Here is an 18,938-nt window from a genome sequence, read left to right as displayed (position 1 = left end):
GGCCTGAGCGAGCGCACTGTGGCGCGGCGCCGCCGGGCCACCGCTCCCTCCGTGCCGGCCGCCTGGTCTCATGAGGGCTTCGCGGGTCCCGGCGGGCTGATCCGGGACCCGGCGATCCTGTGATCCCGCCTGTGTCGCGCATCACATCCACCCCGTGTCACGTCCGGGTCGTCTGCTCCCATCTGGTGGGCGTCAGCAAGCGAGCCGAGGAGGACACGACGATGAGCGCATCCAAGTCGACCGGTACGGCGACCGCCCACCAGGTGCTGGTCCTGGGAGCGGGATACGCCGGCCTGGCCGCGGCCGTCCAGCTCGCGGCCCGGGCCAAGCGGCACGAGAGCGTGCGGGTGACCGTGGTGAACGCGCACGAGCGGTTCACCGAGCGCATGAGACTGCACATGACGGCGACCGGGCGTCGGCCGGCCGAGCTGAGCATCCCGGAGCTGCTTCAGGGCACGGGCGTACGGTTCCTGCGCGGCTGGGTCACCGCGGTGGACGCGGAGGCCAAGACCGTGCGGATCGACGACGAACGGGTGCTGCACTACGACACGCTGGTGTACGGCCTGGGTTCGGTCGCCGACACCTCGGCGGTGCCGGGGGCCGAGGACCACGCGTACACCCTCAGCAGCGTCCAGGACGCCGAACTGCTCGCCGACCGGCTGGGACGGATCGGCACGGGCACGGTGATGGTCGTCGGCAGCGGACTGACGGGCATCGAGTCCGCCGCGGAGATCGCCGAGCGGTACCCGCGGCTGCGCGTGGTGCTCCTGGGCAGACAGCAGCCCGGCGCGGCCATGAACCGCAGGGCGAGGGCGTATCTGCGCGCCGCGCTCGACCGGCTGGGCGTCCGGGTGCGCACCGGTGTCGACGTGGTGAAGGTACTGCCCGGCGCGGTGGAGCTGACGGACGGGGAGAGCATCGCGGCCGACGCGGTCCTGTGGACCTGCGGCACACGGGTGCCGCCGCTGGCGGCCGCCGCCGGACTGGCCGTCGACGAGCGCGGACGCATCCTCACCGACGCCGCGCTGCGGTCGGTGTCCCACCCCGACGTGTACGCGGTCGGCGACGCCGCCGCCGTCCGTCAGGGCTACGGTGTCCTGCACGGCACCTGCCAGAGCGGCATGCCGACCGGGGTGCACGCCGCGTTGTCGATCGACCGGACACTGCGGGGCAGACAGCCCAGGCCGTTCCGCTTCGGCTACTACCACACGCCGGTGAGCCTGGGACGCGACGACGCCGTGGTGCAGTTCACCCGGCCCGACGACCGCCCACGCCGGATCTGCCTGACCGGCGGCCTGGCCGTCCGGTACAAGGAGACGGTGACCGCCTCGCCCTGGCCGACCTACGGCCGTATGAAGAAGATGCCCGCCTCGGGCGCGTTCTGGCCCCGCGGGGGCCGCTTCACCCGTGTCCGGAGGGCCAAGTGACCCACTCGTCCGCTCAGCCCGACCAGCAGGTCTTCCACACGCACCGGCGGCTGCTGTTCTCCGTGGCCTACCGTGTCCTCGGCAGCGCCGCCGACGCCGAGGACACGGTCCAGGACGCCTGGATCAAGTGGTCCGCCGCGGAACGGTCGCAGGTGGCCGGTCCCAGGGCTTACCTGACGAGAATCGTCTCGAACCTGGCGCTGGAACGGCTGCGTAGCACCCGGCTCAAGCGGGAGACCTACGTGGGGCCGTGGCTTCCGGAGCCCATCCTCACCGGCAGCGATGCCTCCGAGATCGTTACGGACGCCGAATCGGTGTCGATGGCGATGTTGGTGGTGCTGGAGACGCTCAGCCCGCTGGAGCGCGCGGTGTTCGTGCTGAAGGAGGTCTTCGCCTTCAGCCACGCCGAGATCGCGGAGGCGGTGGACCGTTCCGAGGCCGCGGTGCGGCAGGCCGCGCACCGAGCCCGTGAGCATGTGCGTGCCCGGCGACCGCGCTTCGCCGCGGACCGCTCGAGGCAGCGTGAGGCCACCGAGCAGTTCCTCGCCGCCGCGTCCGGCGGTGACGTCAACGCCCTGATGGAACTGCTCAGTCCGGACGTCACCCTGTGGACCGACGGCGGCGGCAAGGTCCGCCAGGCCCTGCGCCCGGTGGTGGGCGCCGCCACGGTGGCCGCCTGGTTCGCATCCCTCGGCACCGTCTCCTACCAGGGCGTCGAGCCCGGCGACATGCGAGCCGAGCTCGTCGAGATCAACGCGGGCCCGGGCATCGTGTTCAGCGGACCGGGACGTGTGATCGCCACCCTCACCTTCGACTTCGACGCCGACGGCCGTATCACCACCCTCCACAATGTCGCCAATCCGGACAAACTCCAGGCCGTCACCGGCGGCACCGCCTACGACATCAGGACGCGGTGAAGGTCACCGTGGACGGCCGGGTCGCGCGGCCCTGGTCGGTGACCTCGGCGGCAGCCTGACGGGGGCGCGAAGCCTCGAAGCAGCCGGAGAGCCGTTCTCCGACCCGGGCCCGGCCGGCCGCTACGCCACGCTTCCGGACCAGGCGGCGACGGCTCGGCGAGGCGGGGCGCTGGTCGTGGTCGTGGCACGGCGCGGCCGGAAAGCCCGGCGTCTGCGCTCGGGGACCGTGAGGGCGGTCGGCACGCCGTGTCATCGAGATGCCTGCGACCTGCCCGTTCCTGCGGATGCAGCAACCGGCCGTCGGCTGCAAGGTGGGAGTGCCCCCACTCGCGCGGCTCGGCACGGCAGGAGGACGACCATGGCGAAGGCGAAGGGCTCCTCGGGCAGGAACGCACCGTCCAAGGGCGACAAGGTGACCTGGCGCAGTCACGGCAGCGAGACCACCGGCACCGTGGAGAAGAAGATCACCGAACGCACGGAGGCGGCGGGACGGACCGTGGACGCCTCACCCGACGACCCCCAGTACGAGGTGCGCAGTGACAAGTCGGGCCGTACGGCCGTACACAAGCCGTCCGCCCTCAAGAAGAAGAAGTAGACCGGCGTGGCCGGCTCCGACGAGCACCGCGAGACCTGGGACGCCTTCCGGGAACTGGTGAACATGACGCCGTCCGCGCTGGAGAAGTGGCTGACGACGCAGGAGTCCCGGGCGGCAGGGCAGCACAAGGACGGGGGCGAGTCCACCGGTCACGCCTCCGGGCGCACGATCGTGGAGATCCTCCACAAGAAGAAGGGCGACCTCTCGGAAGCGGACTACGCGCACATGCGCAAAGTGATCGGCTACGTCCGCCGCCACCTGGCCCAGCGCCCGTCCGGGGACGTGCGGGACACACGGTGGCGCCACTCGCTGATGAACTGGGGCCACGACCCGCTCCACGAGGGGTGAGTCCCGCTCACGGGGTCCGCATGCGTCGTACCGGGCGCTGCGCCCCGCGCGCGTGCTGTCCGCGGCGGCTGCCTACAGTGGAGTGAGGCCCTCAGCCCCGACACCCTCGCGAGCGCAGCACCCATGAGACACCATTCCGCCCGGCCGACCGACGGCGCCGACGCCCTTTTCGGGTTGGACGCGCTCGGCTCGGGCGCCCCGCCGCACGAGGGCGGTGCCTCCGGGCTCAGCGGTTCCGGCGAAGCCGGAGCACCGGGCCGTCCCCCGTTCCGCGACTCCCCGGCGGCCCGCCGTCTGCTCCCCGTGCGGACCGTCTACGCGGAGCCCGCTGCCGCCGCTTCCGCCCGCGGCCGTGAGATCCTCGCCCGCTTCCCGGACGCGGACGTGGTCGAGGTGCCGTCCCACTGGGGCATCCCGGGGCTGCACGGCAACGAGGGCAACGTCGACCGATGGGTGCGGGTGAAGGGAGAGACGCTGGTACTGGGCGAGCGGAAGACGCTGACCACTCGGCCCAACGGACGGTCCGCCGACTGGATCGCCCCCGGCGCCTCGAACGGGTGCGCCATGGCCTGCGCGTACTGCTACGTACCGCGCCGCAAGGGGTACGCCAACCCGGTCACCGTCTTCACCAACATCGACGCGATCCTCGCCCATCTGGCACGGCACATCGCTCGCCAGGGTCGCAAAGCGGAACCGAACCAGTGCGACGAGTCGGCGTGGGTCTACGACATCGGGGAGAACGGCGACTGCTCGGTGGACGCGCTGATCAGCGACAACACCGCGGATCTCGTGCGGTTCTTCCGCCAGTGGCCCTCGGCGAAGGCGTCGTTCGCCACCAAGTTCGTCAATCCCGACCTGCTGGACCTGGACCCGCGGGGCCGGACCCGCATCCGTTTCTCGCTGATGCCCCCGGCCGATTCGCGGCTGCTGGACATCCGCACGTCACCGGTGGGCGACCGGATCGCCGCCGCGGCGGACTTCCTGGACGCCGGCTACGAGGTCCACTTCAACCTCTCCCCCGTGGTGTTGCGCCCCGGCTGGCAGGAGGCGTGGACCGAGGTCCTCCGGCACCTCGACGACGTGCTCCCCGACCGGGTCAAACGGCAGGCGGCCTGCGAAGTCATCATGCTCACGCACAACCGGGAACTGCACGAGGTGAACCTCGGCTGGCACCCTAGGGCCGAGGAGGTGCTGTGGCAGCCCGCCCTCCAGCAGGGCAAGCGCTCCGAGAACGGGGCACTGAACGTCCGCTACACCAACCATGTCAAGGCAGAGGCCGTCCAGGCCCTGCGCACGCTGGTGGCGTCCCACGCACCGTGGCTGCGCATCCGCTACGCCTTCTGAGCGACCCCGGCCGCCGTCCGGTGCCTCATCGGATTTTCCCGCCCGCACGAGTCCTGTCGTCAACCGGTTCCTGTGGGTAGTCGTCGGACCCGGGGGCCCGTGCCCCACGGCTACGCGGCGGGCACCCGCACAGCGGCCAGCACCGGCAGGTGGTCCGTGGCTGCCCGCAGGTCTCGTTCGTCGAGCCCGGACAGCCCCATCGGCACCCCGCACCCGAGCACCTGGACCCCCTCCGTCGCGAAGACCGCGTCGATCCGCTGGAGTGGATCGCCCAGCCGGGTGGTGTGCTCACGCCCCCACGGCTTCGTCGCCCACCCGTCCTGCAGGGCGGCCGCGAGCAGGCCGAACGTGCGCCCGTCGGGCCGGTCGTTGAGATCGCCCGCGGCGACGGCGTACGGCATGTCCAGGGCGGACAGCCGGTCGAGAAGCAGCCGGCCTTGCTGGTAGCGCTCCTGGTCGTCGATGCTCAGGTGGCAGCTGAGCACTCCGAGCCGGGCCCGGCCGAACCGCAGTACGGCCGTCGCGAAGCCACGCTGGTGCAGACCGGGGGTGCGGGGAAGCAGCACGTCTTCCGTGCGTTCCACGTGGGCGCGGAGCGAGGAGAGGATCATGGGGCCGCAAGCGGGGCCGCCGCCCGAGACGTACACGAGTCCGCAGGAACGGGCGAGGCGGGCGGCGGCCTGGCGCCAGCGGAAGAACCGCGGGGCCTCCTGGACGCAGACGAGGTCGGGCCGGCAGGCCCGGATCACCCGGGCGAGGGCCTCGACGTCGTCGCGCATGGAACGGATGTTGTAACTGAGCACACGTACGACCACGGAACCGTCGGGCTCCGTCACCGACCTGGGCAGATCCTGCACGCCTCCCCCTCTCCACGCGACGGCGCGACGCGCAGCGGCAGCGGTCGCACGAGCGCGGTTCCCTTGGGCCTGTGTGGTCTGCTTCTCAGCGGAGCAGTGACCGCTCGGTGGGCGCCAGCCGTAGCCGCTGCGGGGCCCTGGCCCACCGTTCCGAAACGGTCGGCAGCACCTCCTCGCGCCAGGATTCCGAGGCCTGCAGCCGATTCAGGTGACGGTCGATGTGGCCTTCGCCGGTGAAACGTGCGAACCATACGAAGACCTCCTCGTTCGTTCGTACCGGCAGCGCCGGGAAGGTGTTCGGGGCGTGTTCCGACTGTAGGTACGCCAGTGGCTCGCCGCCGGTCTCGGCCAGTACGGGGTGTACTCGCTGCTGGAAGAAGTCGACGAACGTGGTGTCGAACGGGCGGTGGCCGTACCAGATCGTGGCGACGACGAGCGACGGTGGCAAGGGTGCCGGCTCGCCGGGGGCCGGTCGAGCGGCGTCCGGCACCGGGAATCCACCGCGCGCCGAGGCCGGTCGCAGCAGCAGCACGTCATCGGAGTCGATCATGGTCGCGTTCGCCTCGTCGCGGTGGGCCTGCCAGACCGGGCCACCGTAGAAGCTCTCCAGTGCCCTGGCACGGTGCGGCATGTCCTGGAATCCGCGGAGCCAGACGAACCGGTCCGGGTCGTCCAGGTCACGGAACTGCCCCACGACGGTCGCCCCCACTGCCTCCTGGGTCTCGACGAACTCCCGGTCGAACAGATCGATCAGCGCGTCTCGTCGTCCTGGGTGCAGCGTGTACTGCCGCAGCTCGACGACTGGGGACCGTGGGGCTTTCAGCACTCTTGCTCCTCGTTCGGCTGTTGCAACAATGTTTGTTACAGCAAGCGGCAGGGTGGCTACCCGACTACCGGCCCTGTCGGTCAGTTCACCAGCGTCTCGCGCAGCACATCGGCGATCGACGTGTCCGCCAGCTCCCGTCGCATGGCCCGCTCGACCCGGCCGTAGACGCCGCTGAGGGCGGGACGGATGCCTCGGCCGACCGGGCACTCCAGGTTGGGCTCGGTGCGGTGCAGACCGAACGGCGGCTCCGGGCCGACGGCGTCGTACACCTCGAGCAGGGTGATCCCCTCGGGCTCACGGGCCAGACTCCAGCCCGCGCCGGCGCCGTGGCGGACGTCCACCAGGCCGGCTCGTCGCAGGTCCCCGAGGCTGCGCCGGATGATCACGGGGTTGGTGTTGACGCTGGCCGCGACCTGCTCCGAGGTGAGAACCTCCTGACCACGACGCTGCGCCAACGCCAGCCAGGCCAGCACATGCGTCGCGATGGTCAGTCGACTGTTCGCCGCCATCACCCCTCCCCTCCCCCGCTTGTCGCAACAGCTTCTGTTACAGCCACTCCCGTCGTCAAGACCCGTCGGTACCGTCGGGGCACGTCGGGGATACGTCAGGGACACGAAGCGCCGGGGGCGGAGCCCCGCACCTGCCGGCGATCCGTGGCCCGAACCTCGTCGCCCGACAGATGCCGGCGCAGCAGCCGGAGAGCAAGGACATCATCGTTCCGCTCCGCCGCCTCGAGCGGCGTCTCTCCGGACCCGTCCGGCAGCGCCGGATCCGCGCCGTAGGCCAGGAGCACCGCGGTCGTGGTCACGGTGAGTGGTGTTTCCTTCATCGGGGTCCGCACCCGCATCGAGCAGCCGGGCGAGCAGTTCCACGTCCTGGTGCTCAACGGCGAAGAGCGTCGGCGGCCACCAGCCACTGCCATCGACGACCGCCTGCCGGCTCGGGCGCAGCGACATGAAGACCGCGAACCGGCGCCAGGTGCGCTCCACCGCCGCCTCCAGGTACGGCCGTGTGTTGCCGAACGCGTTGTCGGCCTCACTGTCCCGTTTGCGCTGGCCGCCCCCGGAGAGCGGCCGAACTCGCCGAGTCCTGCGGCCTCTGCACTGAGCCGGCAGTCCACGAGCAGGAAGACTCCCCGATCCTCGACGCCCTTCCCTTCCACGGGCTCTGCGAGCTGGCGGGGCCTGTTATTCCGCGAATTTCGGCTGACTCACGGCACCGAACCCTCCCCGTTCCGCCGCTGATCAACGTGCATGACGTCTGTGGACTCCCCGGCGGCTCTTCCGCGGGTCGGCTTCGTCCCCTCTGAGCTCGGTCATCCGAACCCCCTGCCGAACTGGTGAAACCTCCGCTGTTCATGTCCAAACGTGGTGTCGCTCACCCTTCTCCGCCCGTACGCAAAGGCCATTTCCATCTGGCCAGTAAGTGCTTTCTGTACGGTGGAGGCACGTGAGACGGTAAGGGCTCAAGCTCCCGTGCGAGAGGAAGAGAATGAAGCTTTCCGTGCGCCGTTGCCTCGGCGTGGCAGCAATCTGTGCGGCCGCGCTGACCGCGACGGCCGTGCCGGCCACGGCCGCCGTGGGCTCGTCCGGTGCGGCTTCCGCCATCGGGCCGTCCATCAACCGAACGGACTGCAACGAGAACGGCTACCTCGAAATCCACAACAACGAGGGTCGTGACACTCTCTGTTTCGCCAATGCCGGTTCGATTCCCGTCGCCATCTACGGCGTGAACTGGGTGGAGTCGGGGAACAATGTCGTGACCCTGCAGTTCCAGCGAAACCTGAGTGATCCGAGACTGGAAACCATCACGTTGCAGAAGTGGAGTTCGTGGAATCCTGGCCACGTCCACGAGATCATATCCATCAGGATTCACTGAAATCCGAGCACGGCACGGGGCGCCTTTCGAGGCGCCCCTTTTCGGACGCGTCATTTCACATTGGCAGTCGGCGGGACCCGGATTCGGCCCGTCGAGCGGCGGCATCGCCTACGCGCCGGCGCGGGCCACGAGCAGCGGCTGGAAGAAGCCCGTGCTCTGCGGCATGAGCCACCGGGCGTCGACGAACCCGGCATCGGCCGCGAGGCCGGCCAAGCGGTCCTGGCCGAGCGCCCAGTAGGTGGTTCGGCGGATCTTGACGCGCCAGTCTCCGCCGGCCGGGAGTAGTTGGAAGTGCTCCAGGTCGTAGTGCTCACCGTCATCGTGCCAGTGCCAGAGCTGGAAGGTCACCGTCCTTTCCCCGCCGTCGGCGGTCCAGTGGGCTTGCGGAGGCGTCGAGACGGGGCGGTCGCGCAGCAGGTCGTCGTAGGGGCGTGTGCTGACCAGCAGCAGACCGGCGGGACGCAGCACGCGGCGCATCTCGGTCAGGGCGGCGTGCACATCCCGCTCTGTCAGCAGGTGGGGCAGCGAGTTGTCAGCGCAGACGGCGACGTCGAACCGGCCATCGGGAAACGGGAGGCGTCGCATGTCGGCCGCGGCCGTGTACAGGCCCAGGCTCCGGTGGGCTGCCTCGCGGGCAGCGCGGGCGGCAGCGCGGGGGCTGAGATCGGTGCCGGTGACGTGGTGCCCACGCAGCGCCAGGCCAATGGCCTGCGTGCCGATGCCGCAGGAACAGTCGAGCACCGCCGCACGCTCCTGACCGATCAGGGTGTGCAGAGCGTTCCCCTGCCGACGGAGGCTCGCGTCCCAGTCCGCGTAGATCAAGTGGTAGTCGTCGGCCAGTTCGTCGTAGAAGTGCGCCACCGACGTCTCGGGCATGGCCCGAGGCTACCGTGCCGGTTCGCGGGGCCCTCGCCCTGACCGGCCGGGCCGGCGCGGAAGCTGTGCCGAAGCCCCGGTTCCGACGTGCCGGCTCCATCGCGCTCGCCCCGGACATCTCCGGCCTGGGCACGGCCCCGATCACGGCGCGGAAACCGACCGGCTGGGTGGGGGCTGATCGGACCGGTGGTCGGCCGGTACCGGGCTGGTGCCCGCACCGGCGAGGACGAGCAGGATGAGATCATCCCGGCATGAGTGCAGTGGAGCGCATGTCCGTCGAGGAGTTGCAGATCGTCCAGGAGTGCCTGGACGCGGCAGTGAGCGGGCCATTCTTCCCGGACTGGGAGTTCTCCACCCTCATGGGCTTCACCCGGGACGAGATCGCCGCGATCGCGGAAGCCTGGCCGTCGTTCCCGGATCCGGATGATCAGGACGACGCGGTGAACAACGTGTTGAACATGCTGCTCGGTTACCCGCACGGCTATGCGTCCCGGTGGCACGAGTACGCGCAGGCGACTCCTCGGCAGATCGCCCGGGTGCTGGCCCGTTGGCGGGGCGAGGACGAGCTCGACGGTACCGCCAAGGGCACCTTCGATCGTTTCCGCTGAGGCCGACGACGCGGCGCGGGAGCACCGGTCGACTCGATCACGTGGGCCGGGTGCTCGTTCGGGCGTGTGCCGGTATCCGCCCGCCCCCGGCCGGCGCCGGATCGACCGGCCCGGGCAGCCCTCCGAGGTCCGCCGCCGGGCCCGGTGCCGGGTGTCCCGGGGCCGACCCGGTGCTCTCACCCAGGAAGCCGCCCGACTGGTGCTGCCACAGCTTGGCGTAGGCACCGTCCGCCGCGAGCAGTTCCCCGTGGGTGCCCTGTTCGACGACGCTTCCGCGGTCGAGGACGACGAGCCGGTCCATGCCGGCGACGGTGCTCAGGCGGTGGGCGACCACGAGGGCCGTGCGTCCGTCCATCAGGCGCCACAGGGCGTCCTGGACGAGGAGTTCGCTCTCCGAGTCCAGCGCGCTGGTCGCCTCGTCCAGCAGCAGGATCGGCGCGTCGCGCAGGATGGCCCTGGCGAGGGCGACGCGCTGGCGCTGACCGCCCGAGAGTTTGACCCCCCTCTCCCCCACCAGAGTGGCGAAGCCGTCGGGGAGTTGGTCGGCGAACTCCGTGACGTGCGCGGCCGCGGCCGCGGCGCGGATCTCCTCGTCGGTGGCGTCGGGCCGGGCGAAGGCGATGTTGTCCCGCAGGCTGCGGTGGAACATGGCGGGTTCCTGTGGGACGTAGGCGATCAGTGAGCGCAGGTCGGTCTGGCGCAGCCGGCTGATGTCCTGGCCACCGATCAGGATGCGTCCGCCGTCGATGTCCGACATCCGCAGCAGGAGCCGGGTGAGCGTGGTCTTGCCGCCGCCGGACCTGCCGACCAGACCGATCCGTGCGCCTGCGGGGACGTCGAGGTCGAGTCCCTGGAAAATCGGTTTCGCACCCGCGTGGGCGAAGGTCACCGCCTCGAAGCGAACGCCGGTGTCCCGCGGGGCGAGCGGTTCGGGTTCCGTCGGATCGAGCACGGTGGGCGGGTCCAGGAACAGCTCCGTGAACTGCGCGGCCTCGGTCATCGAGCTTTCCAGACGCCGGTAGATCTGGTTGAACTCGAACATGATCTGGGTGGCGTTGGAGTAGTAGGTGAAACTGACGACGATCTCCTCGACTCCCTGGCCCTCGCCCCCGAAGGCGATGGCGACCAACAGACCGAGCACGTTGGTCAGCACGGACATCGGGGCGACCAGGGTGTCGACGCGCAGATTGCCGTAGTCCCACGACCTCAGCGTGAGGCGCCGGGACTCCGCGACACGGCTGCGGTGTTCGTCGGCCTCCCGCCGCTCCGCCGCGAAGGCCCGGATGGTCTCCATGTTCCCGAGGCTGTCGGCGACATGGCCGGAGACCCGGGCGATGGCCGCCTCACGGTCGTTGACGAGTCTCTGCCGACGCCGGATCAGAGGCGTCGCGGCCACCGCGGTCAGCGCGATCATCACGAGAAGGCCGACGACGAGCATCGGTTCGTAGCCCCACAGCACCACGGCACCGAACACCAGGGGAACCAGATTGCCCACGATCCGGTACGTCACCGTGTCGACGAAGTCCTCGAAGCGCTTGCCGAAGCTGAGCACCCGTTTGGTCAGGGATCCGGCGAAGTTGTCGTGGAAGAACGCCGCGTCCTGGATCAGGAGTTCGTCCATGCCGCTCACGTACAGGTGCTCCATGCCGAGGGCGTCCACGCGGTTCAGACAGTGCTGCCCGACCCGCCACACCACCTCGGCGAGCACCAGTGCCACGCCGAAGCCCAGCACGTACGGCAGCGCCGCACCGAGGTCGAGACCGCCGTCGCCTGCTGCCTGTCCTGCCAGTTTGGCGATCAGCAGCGGGGCGACGTAGCGGACCCCGATGTTGCCCACGGCCGGCAACAGCATCCCGGGCAGGGCCAGCAGTCGTAACCGCAGCAGTTCCTGGCAGTAGCGGCGCAGCGCCAGAACGACCGCGCTCCTGCCCGGCGTCGGCCCTCGCGTGTCCGTCGTCCCCATCACACTCCCGGAGGTCGGTCGTGGGAAGTCTCCCGTCCGCAGAGTCTCCCAGTCCAGGCATTTACCGCGGACCGGCGAGAACCGGACACTGCCGGGCTCAGCGGACACAGGTCGGCGGCGCCACCGGACGCGGAGGCGCGGGATCCGCGTTGCGCAGGGTTCGGTCCGCCTCGCCGTAGCAGGCGTCCGCGGGCACCGGTCACGCCGAAACGAGGCGTGGCGGGCGGGGGAGGTCGTGCGCCCGCGTGCGACGACAGGGTCATTCGTGGCCAGCGGGGCGCGAGTCGTACCGCACGCAGTGGAACCGGCCGGCGTCCTCCCGCCCGGACGGGTCACCGCCCAGTGCCCGGACCGCTGTGATCGCATACCGCCGCTCCCGGTCGTCGGTGAACCGGCGCTGCGGGTAGGTGCGGGACGGATCGACCGTGGTGTGGAGGCCGCGCTCGGCCAGTGCCCGTACCACCGGTGCGTAGGAGACGGTCCGCAGCACGAACGCACTCACCCATACGGGGCGACGGGCGCCGTCGAGCAGTGCCGCGAACGTCCTTTCCGTGATGTAGCTGCCGCCGCCTGTCAGCGTGATCAGGCCGAGGTCGGCGAGCGCCCCGCTCAGGCGAGGGCCGGGTGGGCGCTGCTCCAGGTTGTCCGTGAAGGCGGCGTCCAGCAGGCCCACCTCCAGGGCGTACCGCACGGCGGGCGCGGCCACGTCCAAGCCGTACACCGCCACGGCGTCGGGTCTGCGCCGCTCGGCGTAGAACGTCTTGTCCCAGGCGGCGAGCTCCGCCGTCGGCATGGCCCGCGCCGCCCGTGAGGTGTACCGCCGGTACAGGTCCGCCAGCGTCACGTGGTGGTTGAGCAGCGCGGCGTTGATGCCGTACGAGCAGCACACGTCCAGCACCACGGGCACGCCGGGGCGGCCGTCGTCGAGCGCCGCCCGTTCGGCCGCGGCCTGCCGGAAGACCGGCTGGGCGTGCTGCGGGATCTCGTACTCCAGCGGGGCCAGCCGGGAGAAGTACGCGCGCGGGTCCGGACTGTCGTAGATGTCGTCGAACCTCGACTTGCCCTCAGTCGCGCCGCCCGCACCACCCGAGCTCCGCCCGGTCATGGTTCGCTCCTTTCATGGCGGGACACATCAGACCCGACTGCCAGTATGTGAGGATCCGGGTCCCGGCGGGGGCAGCGCGCGCGGGGCGCGCGGATGCGTCCGGCGGCACGGAGACCGGGGGACTCCCCGTGAACTGCGACGCGACTCTCCGTCGCGTTCGACAAGCACGACTACGCGGAGCACCCGCGTGGTGGGAGTGTGGAATCGGTCGTCCCGGGCGCCATCGAGCCGTGGCCACGAGGTGCGGCAAGCTCGCCGTCCGCCATGAGGTGGCCGTGCCGGTCACAGTCGTCGACCAACGGCTGTGACCGGCACGGTGGCGTTGCTCGTCAGTGGACGCAGAACTCGTTGCCGACCGGGTCCCGCAGCACGGTCCAGGTGAGGCCCGGAACGCTGTGCTCGCCGACGACGCTCGCCCCCAGAGCGACCAGCCGCTCCACCTCTGCCGCCAGGCCCGTGCCGGGCGCGGCGGCGAAGTCGACGTGTACGCGGTTCTTGCCCCGCCGCTCCTCGGCCACACGCTGGAAACCCAGTGCCAGAGGCTGCGCTCTGACGATGACGAAGTCACCGTGGTCCTGGGCGATCTCGCCTCCCAACGCAGTGGCCCACCACTGGGCCAGCTCCTGCGGTTCCGCACAATCCACCGTGATCATCACTGCTGTCAGACTCATGATCGTCACCTTAACGACGACCACTGACAATCACCGGGCACCAGCGGTTCGCGGAACCGCGGCCAACGACCGTCCCCCGCCTGTGTGCGGCCCGCTGGCCCCCCGTCCTCTGACGCGCGGGGACGGCCGAGCGAGGTGCTGGGCAGGACGATGCCGCGCCGGTGTGCCCCGCCCCGGTCGGTCGCCGAGTCCTGTGGACCTGGTGATCCGGCCGACTCGGGCGGTGTCCCGCAGCCCTGGGGCGGCACGAGCACCCGAACGCGTCAGGCACCGGCCGCCCGGACCGTGGCCCGCGGCCGGTGGAACTGGTTGGAGGGCACCGGGAGACCGTAGTGCTCGCGGAGGGTCGTGCCCTCGTACTCCTCGCGGAACAGCCCCTTGCCGCGCAGGATGGGCAGGACGTGCTCGATGAAGACCGTGAGACCCGACGGCAGGGCCGGGGCCATGATGTTGAACCCGTCGGCGGCGCCGCCCTCGAACCAGGTGGTGATCGTGTCCGCCACCTGCTCGGGCGTACCGACGCACTCGAAGTGACCGCGGCCGCCCCCGAGCCGGGAGATGATCTGGCGGACGGTGAGTTTCTCGCGCACCGCGAGTTCGGTGATCAGGTCGGAGCGGCTCTGCGCGCCTTCCGGTTTCGGCCTGGCGAGGAGGGCGTCCGGCAGCGCCTCGTGGAGGTCGAAGACCGACGGCTCGGTCTCGAAGACGGCGGCCAGCTGGCGCAGCCCGTACTCCGGGACGCGCAGCTCGTCGAACTGCCGTGCGAGGGAGCGGGCTTCGGCCTCGGTCGAGCCGATGTACGGGACGATGCCCGGCAGGACGACCACCCCGTCCGGGTCGCGTCCCGCGGCTGCGGTCCGTGCCTTGATGTCGGCGTAGAAGGCGGCGGCGCGCTCGTAGGTCGTGTGGGCGGTGAAGACGGCCTCGGCGTGGCGGGCCGCGAAGTCCTTGCCGTCCTCGGAGGAGCCGGCCTGGACGAGCAGCGGGTGGCCCTGCGGCGGACGCTCCACGTTGAGTGGTCCGGCCACCTTGAAGTACCTGCCCCGGTGGCCGACTCGGTGCAGCCGCGCGGGGTCGGCGTAACGCCCTGTGTCCTTGTCCGCGACGACGGCCTCCTGCTCCCAGCTGTCCCACAGCGCCTTGGCGACCTTCAGGAACTCGTCGGCGCGGGCGTAGCGTTCGGCGTGTCCGGGGCGGTCGTCGAGGCCGAAGTTGGCCGCCTCGTCGGCCCCGGCCGAGGTGACGATGTTCCAGCCGGCGCGGCCGCCGCTGACGTGGTCGACCGAGGCGAGCCGGCGGGCCAGGTCGTACGGCTCGTTGTAGGTGGACGAAACGGTCGCGATGAGGCCGATCCTGCTCGTCGCCTGGGACAGCGCGGTCAGCAGTGTCAGGGGATCGAGCCGGCCCGGTGGCCGGAACTCGCCGGTGCCGATGAGGGCCGGCCCGTCCGCGAGGAACAGCGCGTCGAAGCGGGCGCTCTCGGCCAGCCGGGCCAGGTCGATCCAGTGCCGCAGGTCGAAGTCGGCCCGGGGGTTGCTCTCGGGGAGCCGCCAGGCGGCTTCGTGGTGGCCCGCCTCCATGAGGAAGGCGTTGAGGCGGAGCCTCCGCCGTCGCGCGCTCATGAGGAGACCTCCGGCTTCGAGCTGTCGTAACCGGCGGGGAGGAGGTTGTCGGTGATCGACCTGACGTCGACCTTCCTGGTGATCTGGCCGGCCTGCAGGAAGGCGTCGGCGAGCTTCTGCTCCAGTTCGATGTCCGACCGCCCCACCGGAGTCACCCGGTTGGAGTAGGCGGCCAGGGACGCCTTGGCGTCGGCGAGCGGGATGCCCTGCTCCTTGGAGAGCGCCTGCGCGTACCGGTCGGGGTGCTTGACGGCCCAGGCGAACTCGCGCGAGAGCCTCTTCAGCACGTCCGTCAGGGCCGCCCGCTTCGAGCTGTCCTTCAGCGACGAGTCACTGGCGACGTAGTAGCTGCTCGTCTGGTCGATGGGGGGCAGGCCCTTCACCAGGACCCGCGCGCCGTTCCTGACCGCGATCGCCGACTGCGGGTTCCAGATGGACCAGGCGTCCACCTTGCCGGTGTTGAAGGCCGTCGCTCCGGCCGCCGGGTCGAGGAAGACCAGCTTCACGTCCTTGGGGGTGAGGCCGACGCTCTTCAGCGCGTTCAGGGCGAGGCCGTGGGCGGAACTGCCCTGGGGGACAGCGATCTTCTTGCCCCTGAGGTCGGCGGCCGTCCTCAGCTTCGAGCCCTTCGGCACGATGATGTTCTCCACGGCCTGGTCGGGCGTGAGCGAGCGGTTGACGGCGACGACCTTGAAGCCGTACTCCTTCGCCGCTCCGGTGATCGGCGGCACGTCGCCGACGCTGCCGAGGTCGATGTCCCCCGAGGCCGCGGCCTGTACCAGCGGCGGACCGAAGGTGAACCGGGCGAACCTGACCTTGTAGGGCGCCTTGTCGAACACGCCGGTGATCCTGGCGAGTTCCTGGCTTCCGTCACCGCCGTTGTCGCCGATGGTGAAGGTGTACCCGGCCCACTCGGGGTGCTTGGCATCGCCCGGTCCGGCGACGTCGGCCAGCGGGGCGGTGGTGTCCGACTCTCCCGCTCCGCAGGCGAGCAGGGTGCTCGCCAGGGCGAGTGAGCCGAGGGTACGGATGGCCGAGGCCGTTCTCTTGCGCATGGGATGTCCTGTGCTTTCTGTGCCGGGTGAGGGTGTGGGGAGAGGTCAGTGCCGGCCGGCCAGGCCGAGGTCCTCCAGGAGCCGGGCGCGGAGTTCTTCGCGGGCGGCACCCGCCTCGCGGTCCGCGGCGGCGACGCGCACCTCGTGCGAGGCGCCGATGCGGCCGTGGCTCATGACGACGATGCGGTCCGCCAGCGCGATCGCCTCGTCGACGTCGTGGGTCACGAGCAGCATCGCCGCGTGGTGCCTGCTGCGCAGCTCCCGCACCAGGTCGTGCATGCGCAGTCGGGTGATCGCGTCGAGTGCCGCGAACGGCTCGTCGAGCAGGATGAGTTCGGGCTCGGAGACCAGTGCCCGTGCCAGCGACACCCGCTGGGCCTCACCGCCGGACAGCTCCTTGGGCCATGCCCTCTCGCGGCCGGCGAGTCCGACCTCGGCGAGCACGTCGGCGGCTCGCTGTTCCGCGTCGGGCCCGTGCAGGCCGAGGGTGACGTTGCGCAGGACACGCTGCCACGGCAGCAGCCGGTCGGCCTGGAAGACGATCGCCCGCTTCGCGGGTACCTCCACCCGTCCGCCGTCGGGCCGGTCAAGTCCGGCGAGCAGCCGCAGCAGGGTGCTCTTGCCGCAGCCCGAAGGGCCCAGCAGGACCACCAGTTCCTCGTCGGCGATGGTGAGGTCGAGGTGGTCGAGCACCACCCGGTCACCGAACCGGCGGACGACCTGCTCGACGACGGCTCCGGTCTGCCGACGGGGGCGTACCTGGGTCGTGTTGCTCATGACGCCTCATAACCGGGTCGCCACCGCAGGAGCACCCGTTCGAGAACCCGGACGAACTGGTCGGCGAGCAGACCGAGGAGCGAGTAGACCACCAGCCCCACGAAGACCTGGTTGGGCTGCAGGTACGTCTGCCCCTGGGTGATGAGGAACCCGAGTCCCTGGTCGGCATTGATCGTCTCGGCGGCGACGAGGCCCAGGACGCTGTACGCCAGGGAGAACCGGAGGCCGACCAGGAAGCCCGGCAGGGCTCCGGGCACCAGCACCCGTGTCACGATGCGCCAGGGACCCGCGCCCGTCGTCCGCGCCATCTCGATGAGCCGCTGGTCGACCCCTCTGATCGCGGCGAACAGGTTGAGGTACATCGGTACGCCGGCCCCGAAGGAGATCAGCAGCACCTTCGTGAGTTCGTCGATGCCGAACCACACGATCATCAACGGCAGCACCGCCAGCAGCGGGATCGTGTTCAGGATCTGCACGACGCCGTTGAACAGGTATTCACCGCTGCGCAGCAGCCCGCCGAGCACCCCGGTGACGACGCCCACCGTCAGACCGATCCCGAGACCGATGCCGGCCCGTTGCAGCGAGACGGCCAGGTCCGGTCCCAGGACGCCCTGTCGCCACAGGTCGGCGGCGGATGTCACGATCGAGGTCGGCGCCGGCGCGTAGGTCTTCGGCAGCGCTCCGGCCCGGGCGAGCACCTCCCAGGCGACGAGGATCACGACCGGCGTGGTGTAGACGCCCAGCGGCCACCGCAGGCGGTCGCGGAGCGTGCCGAGCGGTGTCCGGCGGCGGACGTCGCGCGGCACGAACACCTCGCGTTGCCGCTCGGCCGCCGTTTCGGCGTCCCGGCCCTTGGTGACGGCCGGTGCCGGGATGCGGATCTCGGTCATGCGGCCGCCTCCAGGACGCCGGTGTAGTGGGAGGCGTCGCCGACGCGTTGCACACTGGGACGGCCGTCGACGCCGACCGGCACCTCTCCCGCGACCGTCACCCGGTTCAGGCGACGCGGATGGTCGTCGTAGTTGTCCACCCCGTAGTGCTGGGTGATCCGGTTGTCGAAGACCAGCAGCTGGTTCGGGGACCAGGTCCAGCGCAGGACGTTCTCCGGCCGGGTCACGTACGACTGCAGGACGCGCAGCAGATCGGCCGAGTCGCCGCTCGACAGACCGGTGACGCGTCGGGCGAAACCGCCGATGAACAGGCCGTGTTCGCCGGTCAGCGGATGTACCCGCACGACCGGGTGCTCCGCCTCGTACGGAGTGGAGACGAAGACGCGGTCGTACTCCTGCCGCGCCGCCGTCGCGGCCGAGGGACGGGCGTAGTCGTACTGGTTGGTGTGCACGACGCGCAGGGAGTCCGCGAGGGCGCGCAGCGGTTCCGGGAGGTCGCGGTAGGCCGCGGCGGCGTTCGCGATGAGCGTCTCGCCGCCGTAGGGCGGGACCACGACGGACCGGAGCGTCGTGACCTGCGGCGGGTTGACCACGAAGGTGACGTCCGTGTGCCACTCGTTGGCCTTGGACGTCTCGCTGTCGACGGCGAGCACGTGCGTCGTGCCGTCGGCCGCCGGCACGTTGGGGTGGGCCGTGGTGAGATCGCCGAACCACGCGGCCACGCGCTCCTGACCGGCGTTGTCCAGGTCCACCTGGTCGAACACGAGGGCCTTGTGTTCGTTGAGGGCCCGACGGAGCGTCGTGATCGTCGCGGGGTCGGACGACGCGGTGAGGTCGACTCCCTCGACGATCACGCCGATACGGCTGGTGAGCTTGCGGATGGAGACAGGCATGAGGAAGTCCCTCCCAGGGGAGCGGGGCGCACTGATGGGCGTGCGGGGGTGTGGGTGGAGTCGTTCGTCGTACCTGACGGCAGGGCGCTTCACCGGCGCCGTACGCGCACCTCTCCCCGGCGACCGGGAAGGAGGGAGTGCCGAGCGGAACCGGGAAAGGAGGCGGTCAGGAGAAGGGCGCGACGAACCGGCGGGAAGCCACTGCCATGCGGGCGGCTGCTAGCGCCTCTGCCCGACGTGCGCCACCGGTGCGAACCAGGTGCTGTCGGGCCGCACGTGCGGGATC

Annotated in this window: 20 protein-coding genes; 7 read left to right on the top strand and 13 right to left on the bottom strand. The window is 70.7% G+C overall.

The window, feature by feature from the left end; all coding sequences use genetic code 11:
• Window positions 1–221: 221 nt before the first annotated feature.
• From ACZ4VF_RS35755 to ACZ4VF_RS35735, 5 genes are all read left to right on the top strand, one after another.
• Window positions 222–1,427, top strand: coding sequence for an NAD(P)/FAD-dependent oxidoreductase (locus tag ACZ4VF_RS35755; RefSeq protein ID WP_467931261.1), 1,206 nt, complete (start codon window positions 222–224; stop codon window positions 1,425–1,427).
• The gene (locus ACZ4VF_RS35750; RefSeq protein ID WP_467931260.1) at window positions 1,424–2,344 is read left to right on the top strand and encodes an RNA polymerase sigma-70 factor; all 921 of its coding nucleotides are present in this window, start codon (window positions 1,424–1,426) and stop codon (window positions 2,342–2,344) included. Before ACZ4VF_RS35755 ends, ACZ4VF_RS35750 begins: the two co-directional genes overlap by 4 nt.
• 358 nt (window positions 2,345–2,702) lie before the next feature.
• Window positions 2,703–2,939: a hypervirulence associated TUDOR domain-containing protein gene (locus ACZ4VF_RS35745; protein ID WP_467931258.1), complete on the top strand. Its 237-nt coding sequence runs from the start codon at window positions 2,703–2,705 to the stop codon at window positions 2,937–2,939.
• Window positions 2,940–2,945: 6 nt separating this feature from the next.
• Window positions 2,946–3,287, top strand: coding sequence for a DUF3140 domain-containing protein (locus ACZ4VF_RS35740; protein WP_467931257.1), 342 nt, complete (start codon window positions 2,946–2,948; stop codon window positions 3,285–3,287).
• A 123-nt stretch (window positions 3,288–3,410) separates the two neighbouring features.
• Window positions 3,411–4,631, top strand: a complete 1,221-nt coding sequence (locus tag ACZ4VF_RS35735; RefSeq protein ID WP_467931256.1) for a spore photoproduct lyase family protein — start codon at window positions 3,411–3,413, stop codon at window positions 4,629–4,631.
• 110 nt (window positions 4,632–4,741) lie between these two features.
• Here the strand turns inward: ACZ4VF_RS35735 and ACZ4VF_RS35730 are convergent, their stop codons facing one another.
• The 4 genes from ACZ4VF_RS35730 to ACZ4VF_RS35715 all read right to left on the bottom strand — a co-directional run bounded on the left by ACZ4VF_RS35730 (window position 4,742) and on the right by ACZ4VF_RS35715 (window position 7,122).
• The gene (locus ACZ4VF_RS35730; RefSeq protein ID WP_467931255.1) at window positions 4,742–5,488 is read right to left on the bottom strand and encodes an endonuclease/exonuclease/phosphatase family protein; all 747 of its coding nucleotides are present in this window, start codon (window positions 5,486–5,488) and stop codon (window positions 4,742–4,744) included.
• Between the two features lie 85 nt (window positions 5,489–5,573).
• Entirely contained in the window at window positions 5,574–6,314 is a 741-nt protein-coding gene (locus tag ACZ4VF_RS35725) for an NIPSNAP family protein (protein ID WP_467931253.1), read from the bottom strand.
• A gap of 80 nt (window positions 6,315–6,394) precedes the next feature.
• On the bottom strand, window positions 6,395–6,823 hold the full coding sequence (locus tag ACZ4VF_RS35720; protein ID WP_467931251.1) for an Rrf2 family transcriptional regulator: 429 nt from the start codon (window positions 6,821–6,823) through the stop codon (window positions 6,395–6,397).
• A 95-nt stretch (window positions 6,824–6,918) separates the two neighbouring features.
• Window positions 6,919–7,122 (bottom strand): hypothetical protein, encoded by a 204-nt coding sequence (locus ACZ4VF_RS35715; RefSeq protein ID WP_467931250.1) that lies wholly within the window; start codon window positions 7,120–7,122, stop codon window positions 6,919–6,921.
• Between the two features lie 683 nt (window positions 7,123–7,805).
• On the opposite strand from ACZ4VF_RS35715, the gene ACZ4VF_RS35710 reads away from it, so the two are divergent.
• Window positions 7,806–8,192 carry a beta/gamma crystallin domain-containing protein gene (locus ACZ4VF_RS35710; RefSeq protein WP_467931249.1) on the top strand — a complete coding sequence of 129 codons (387 nt, stop codon included), beginning with the start codon at window positions 7,806–7,808 and terminating at the stop codon, window positions 8,190–8,192.
• Window positions 8,193–8,300: 108 nt separating this feature from the next.
• On the opposite strand, the gene ACZ4VF_RS35705 is transcribed toward ACZ4VF_RS35710, so the two are convergent.
• Window positions 8,301–9,068, bottom strand: coding sequence for a class I SAM-dependent methyltransferase (locus tag ACZ4VF_RS35705; RefSeq protein WP_467931247.1), 768 nt, complete (start codon window positions 9,066–9,068; stop codon window positions 8,301–8,303).
• A gap of 251 nt (window positions 9,069–9,319) precedes the next feature.
• Between ACZ4VF_RS35705 and ACZ4VF_RS35700 the strand changes: the two genes are divergently transcribed.
• On the top strand, window positions 9,320–9,676 hold the full coding sequence (locus ACZ4VF_RS35700) for a hypothetical protein (RefSeq protein WP_467931246.1): 357 nt from the start codon (window positions 9,320–9,322) through the stop codon (window positions 9,674–9,676).
• A gap of 37 nt (window positions 9,677–9,713) precedes the next feature.
• On the opposite strand, the gene ACZ4VF_RS35695 is transcribed toward ACZ4VF_RS35700, so the two are convergent.
• The 8 genes from ACZ4VF_RS35695 to ACZ4VF_RS35660 form a co-directional block, all read right to left on the bottom strand.
• Window positions 9,714–11,639, bottom strand: coding sequence for an ABC transporter ATP-binding protein (locus ACZ4VF_RS35695; protein WP_467931245.1), 1,926 nt, complete (start codon window positions 11,637–11,639; stop codon window positions 9,714–9,716).
• 259 nt (window positions 11,640–11,898) lie between these two features.
• Entirely contained in the window at window positions 11,899–12,744 is an 846-nt protein-coding gene (locus ACZ4VF_RS35690) for a hypothetical protein (RefSeq protein WP_467931243.1), read from the bottom strand.
• Between the two features lie 329 nt (window positions 12,745–13,073).
• On the bottom strand, window positions 13,074–13,415 hold the full coding sequence (locus ACZ4VF_RS35685) for a VOC family protein (RefSeq protein ID WP_467931242.1): 342 nt from the start codon (window positions 13,413–13,415) through the stop codon (window positions 13,074–13,076).
• 263 nt (window positions 13,416–13,678) lie between these two features.
• Window positions 13,679–15,037 (bottom strand): LLM class flavin-dependent oxidoreductase, encoded by a 1,359-nt coding sequence (locus tag ACZ4VF_RS35680; protein WP_467931241.1) that lies wholly within the window; start codon window positions 15,035–15,037, stop codon window positions 13,679–13,681.
• Entirely contained in the window at window positions 15,034–16,092 is a 1,059-nt protein-coding gene (locus tag ACZ4VF_RS35675; RefSeq protein ID WP_467931240.1) for an aliphatic sulfonate ABC transporter substrate-binding protein, read from the bottom strand. The genes ACZ4VF_RS35680 and ACZ4VF_RS35675 overlap by 4 nt, the downstream gene beginning before the upstream one ends.
• 45 nt (window positions 16,093–16,137) lie before the next feature.
• A complete protein-coding gene (locus ACZ4VF_RS35670; protein WP_467931238.1) occupies window positions 16,138–16,869 on the bottom strand; it encodes an ABC transporter ATP-binding protein in 732 nt (243 codons plus the stop codon).
• Window positions 16,866–17,759 carry an ABC transporter permease gene (locus ACZ4VF_RS35665; RefSeq protein WP_467931237.1) on the bottom strand — a complete coding sequence of 298 codons (894 nt, stop codon included), beginning with the start codon at window positions 17,757–17,759 and terminating at the stop codon, window positions 16,866–16,868. The genes ACZ4VF_RS35670 and ACZ4VF_RS35665 overlap by 4 nt, the downstream gene beginning before the upstream one ends.
• Window positions 17,756–18,652, bottom strand: coding sequence for a TauD/TfdA dioxygenase family protein (locus tag ACZ4VF_RS35660; RefSeq protein WP_467931236.1), 897 nt, complete (start codon window positions 18,650–18,652; stop codon window positions 17,756–17,758). Before ACZ4VF_RS35660 ends, ACZ4VF_RS35665 begins: the two co-directional genes overlap by 4 nt.
• Between the last annotated feature and the right edge of the window lie 286 nt (window positions 18,653–18,938).

The sequence above is a fragment of the Streptomyces sp. NPDC029151 genome (assembly GCF_055564315.1).
Note: the sequence above shows the minus strand (reverse complement) of the source record. Positions and strands in the feature narration are given on the sequence as shown.

Bases quoted from the DNA above. Each gene is read 5' to 3' on its own strand.
- ACZ4VF_RS35665 (WP_467931237.1), bottom strand. From the start codon at position 17,759: ATGACCGAGATCCGCATCCCGGCACCGGCCGTCACCAAGGGCCGGGAC.
- ACZ4VF_RS35720 (WP_467931251.1), bottom strand. From the start codon at position 6,823: ATGGCGGCGAACAGTCGACTGACCATCGCGACGCATGTGCTGGCCTGG.
- ACZ4VF_RS35680 (WP_467931241.1), bottom strand. From the start codon at position 15,037: ATGAGCGCGCGACGGCGGAGGCTCCGCCTCAACGCCTTCCTCATGGAG.
- ACZ4VF_RS35670 (WP_467931238.1), bottom strand. From the start codon at position 16,869: ATGAGCAACACGACCCAGGTACGCCCCCGTCGGCAGACCGGAGCCGTC.
- ACZ4VF_RS35700 (WP_467931246.1), top strand. From the start codon at position 9,320: ATGAGTGCAGTGGAGCGCATGTCCGTCGAGGAGTTGCAGATCGTCCAG.
- ACZ4VF_RS35705 (WP_467931247.1), bottom strand. From the start codon at position 9,068: ATGCCCGAGACGTCGGTGGCGCACTTCTACGACGAACTGGCCGACGAC.
- ACZ4VF_RS35735 (WP_467931256.1), top strand. From the start codon at position 3,411: ATGAGACACCATTCCGCCCGGCCGACCGACGGCGCCGACGCCCTTTTC.
- ACZ4VF_RS35710 (WP_467931249.1), top strand. From the start codon at position 7,806: ATGAAGCTTTCCGTGCGCCGTTGCCTCGGCGTGGCAGCAATCTGTGCG.
- ACZ4VF_RS35675 (WP_467931240.1), bottom strand. From the start codon at position 16,092: ATGCGCAAGAGAACGGCCTCGGCCATCCGTACCCTCGGCTCACTCGCC.
- ACZ4VF_RS35755 (WP_467931261.1), top strand. From the start codon at position 222: ATGAGCGCATCCAAGTCGACCGGTACGGCGACCGCCCACCAGGTGCTG.
- ACZ4VF_RS35690 (WP_467931243.1), bottom strand. From the start codon at position 12,744: ATGACCGGGCGGAGCTCGGGTGGTGCGGGCGGCGCGACTGAGGGCAAG.
- ACZ4VF_RS35685 (WP_467931242.1), bottom strand. From the start codon at position 13,415: ATGAGTCTGACAGCAGTGATGATCACGGTGGATTGTGCGGAACCGCAG.
- ACZ4VF_RS35745 (WP_467931258.1), top strand. From the start codon at position 2,703: ATGGCGAAGGCGAAGGGCTCCTCGGGCAGGAACGCACCGTCCAAGGGC.
- ACZ4VF_RS35660 (WP_467931236.1), bottom strand. From the start codon at position 18,652: ATGCCTGTCTCCATCCGCAAGCTCACCAGCCGTATCGGCGTGATCGTC.
- ACZ4VF_RS35695 (WP_467931245.1), bottom strand. From the start codon at position 11,639: ATGGGGACGACGGACACGCGAGGGCCGACGCCGGGCAGGAGCGCGGTC.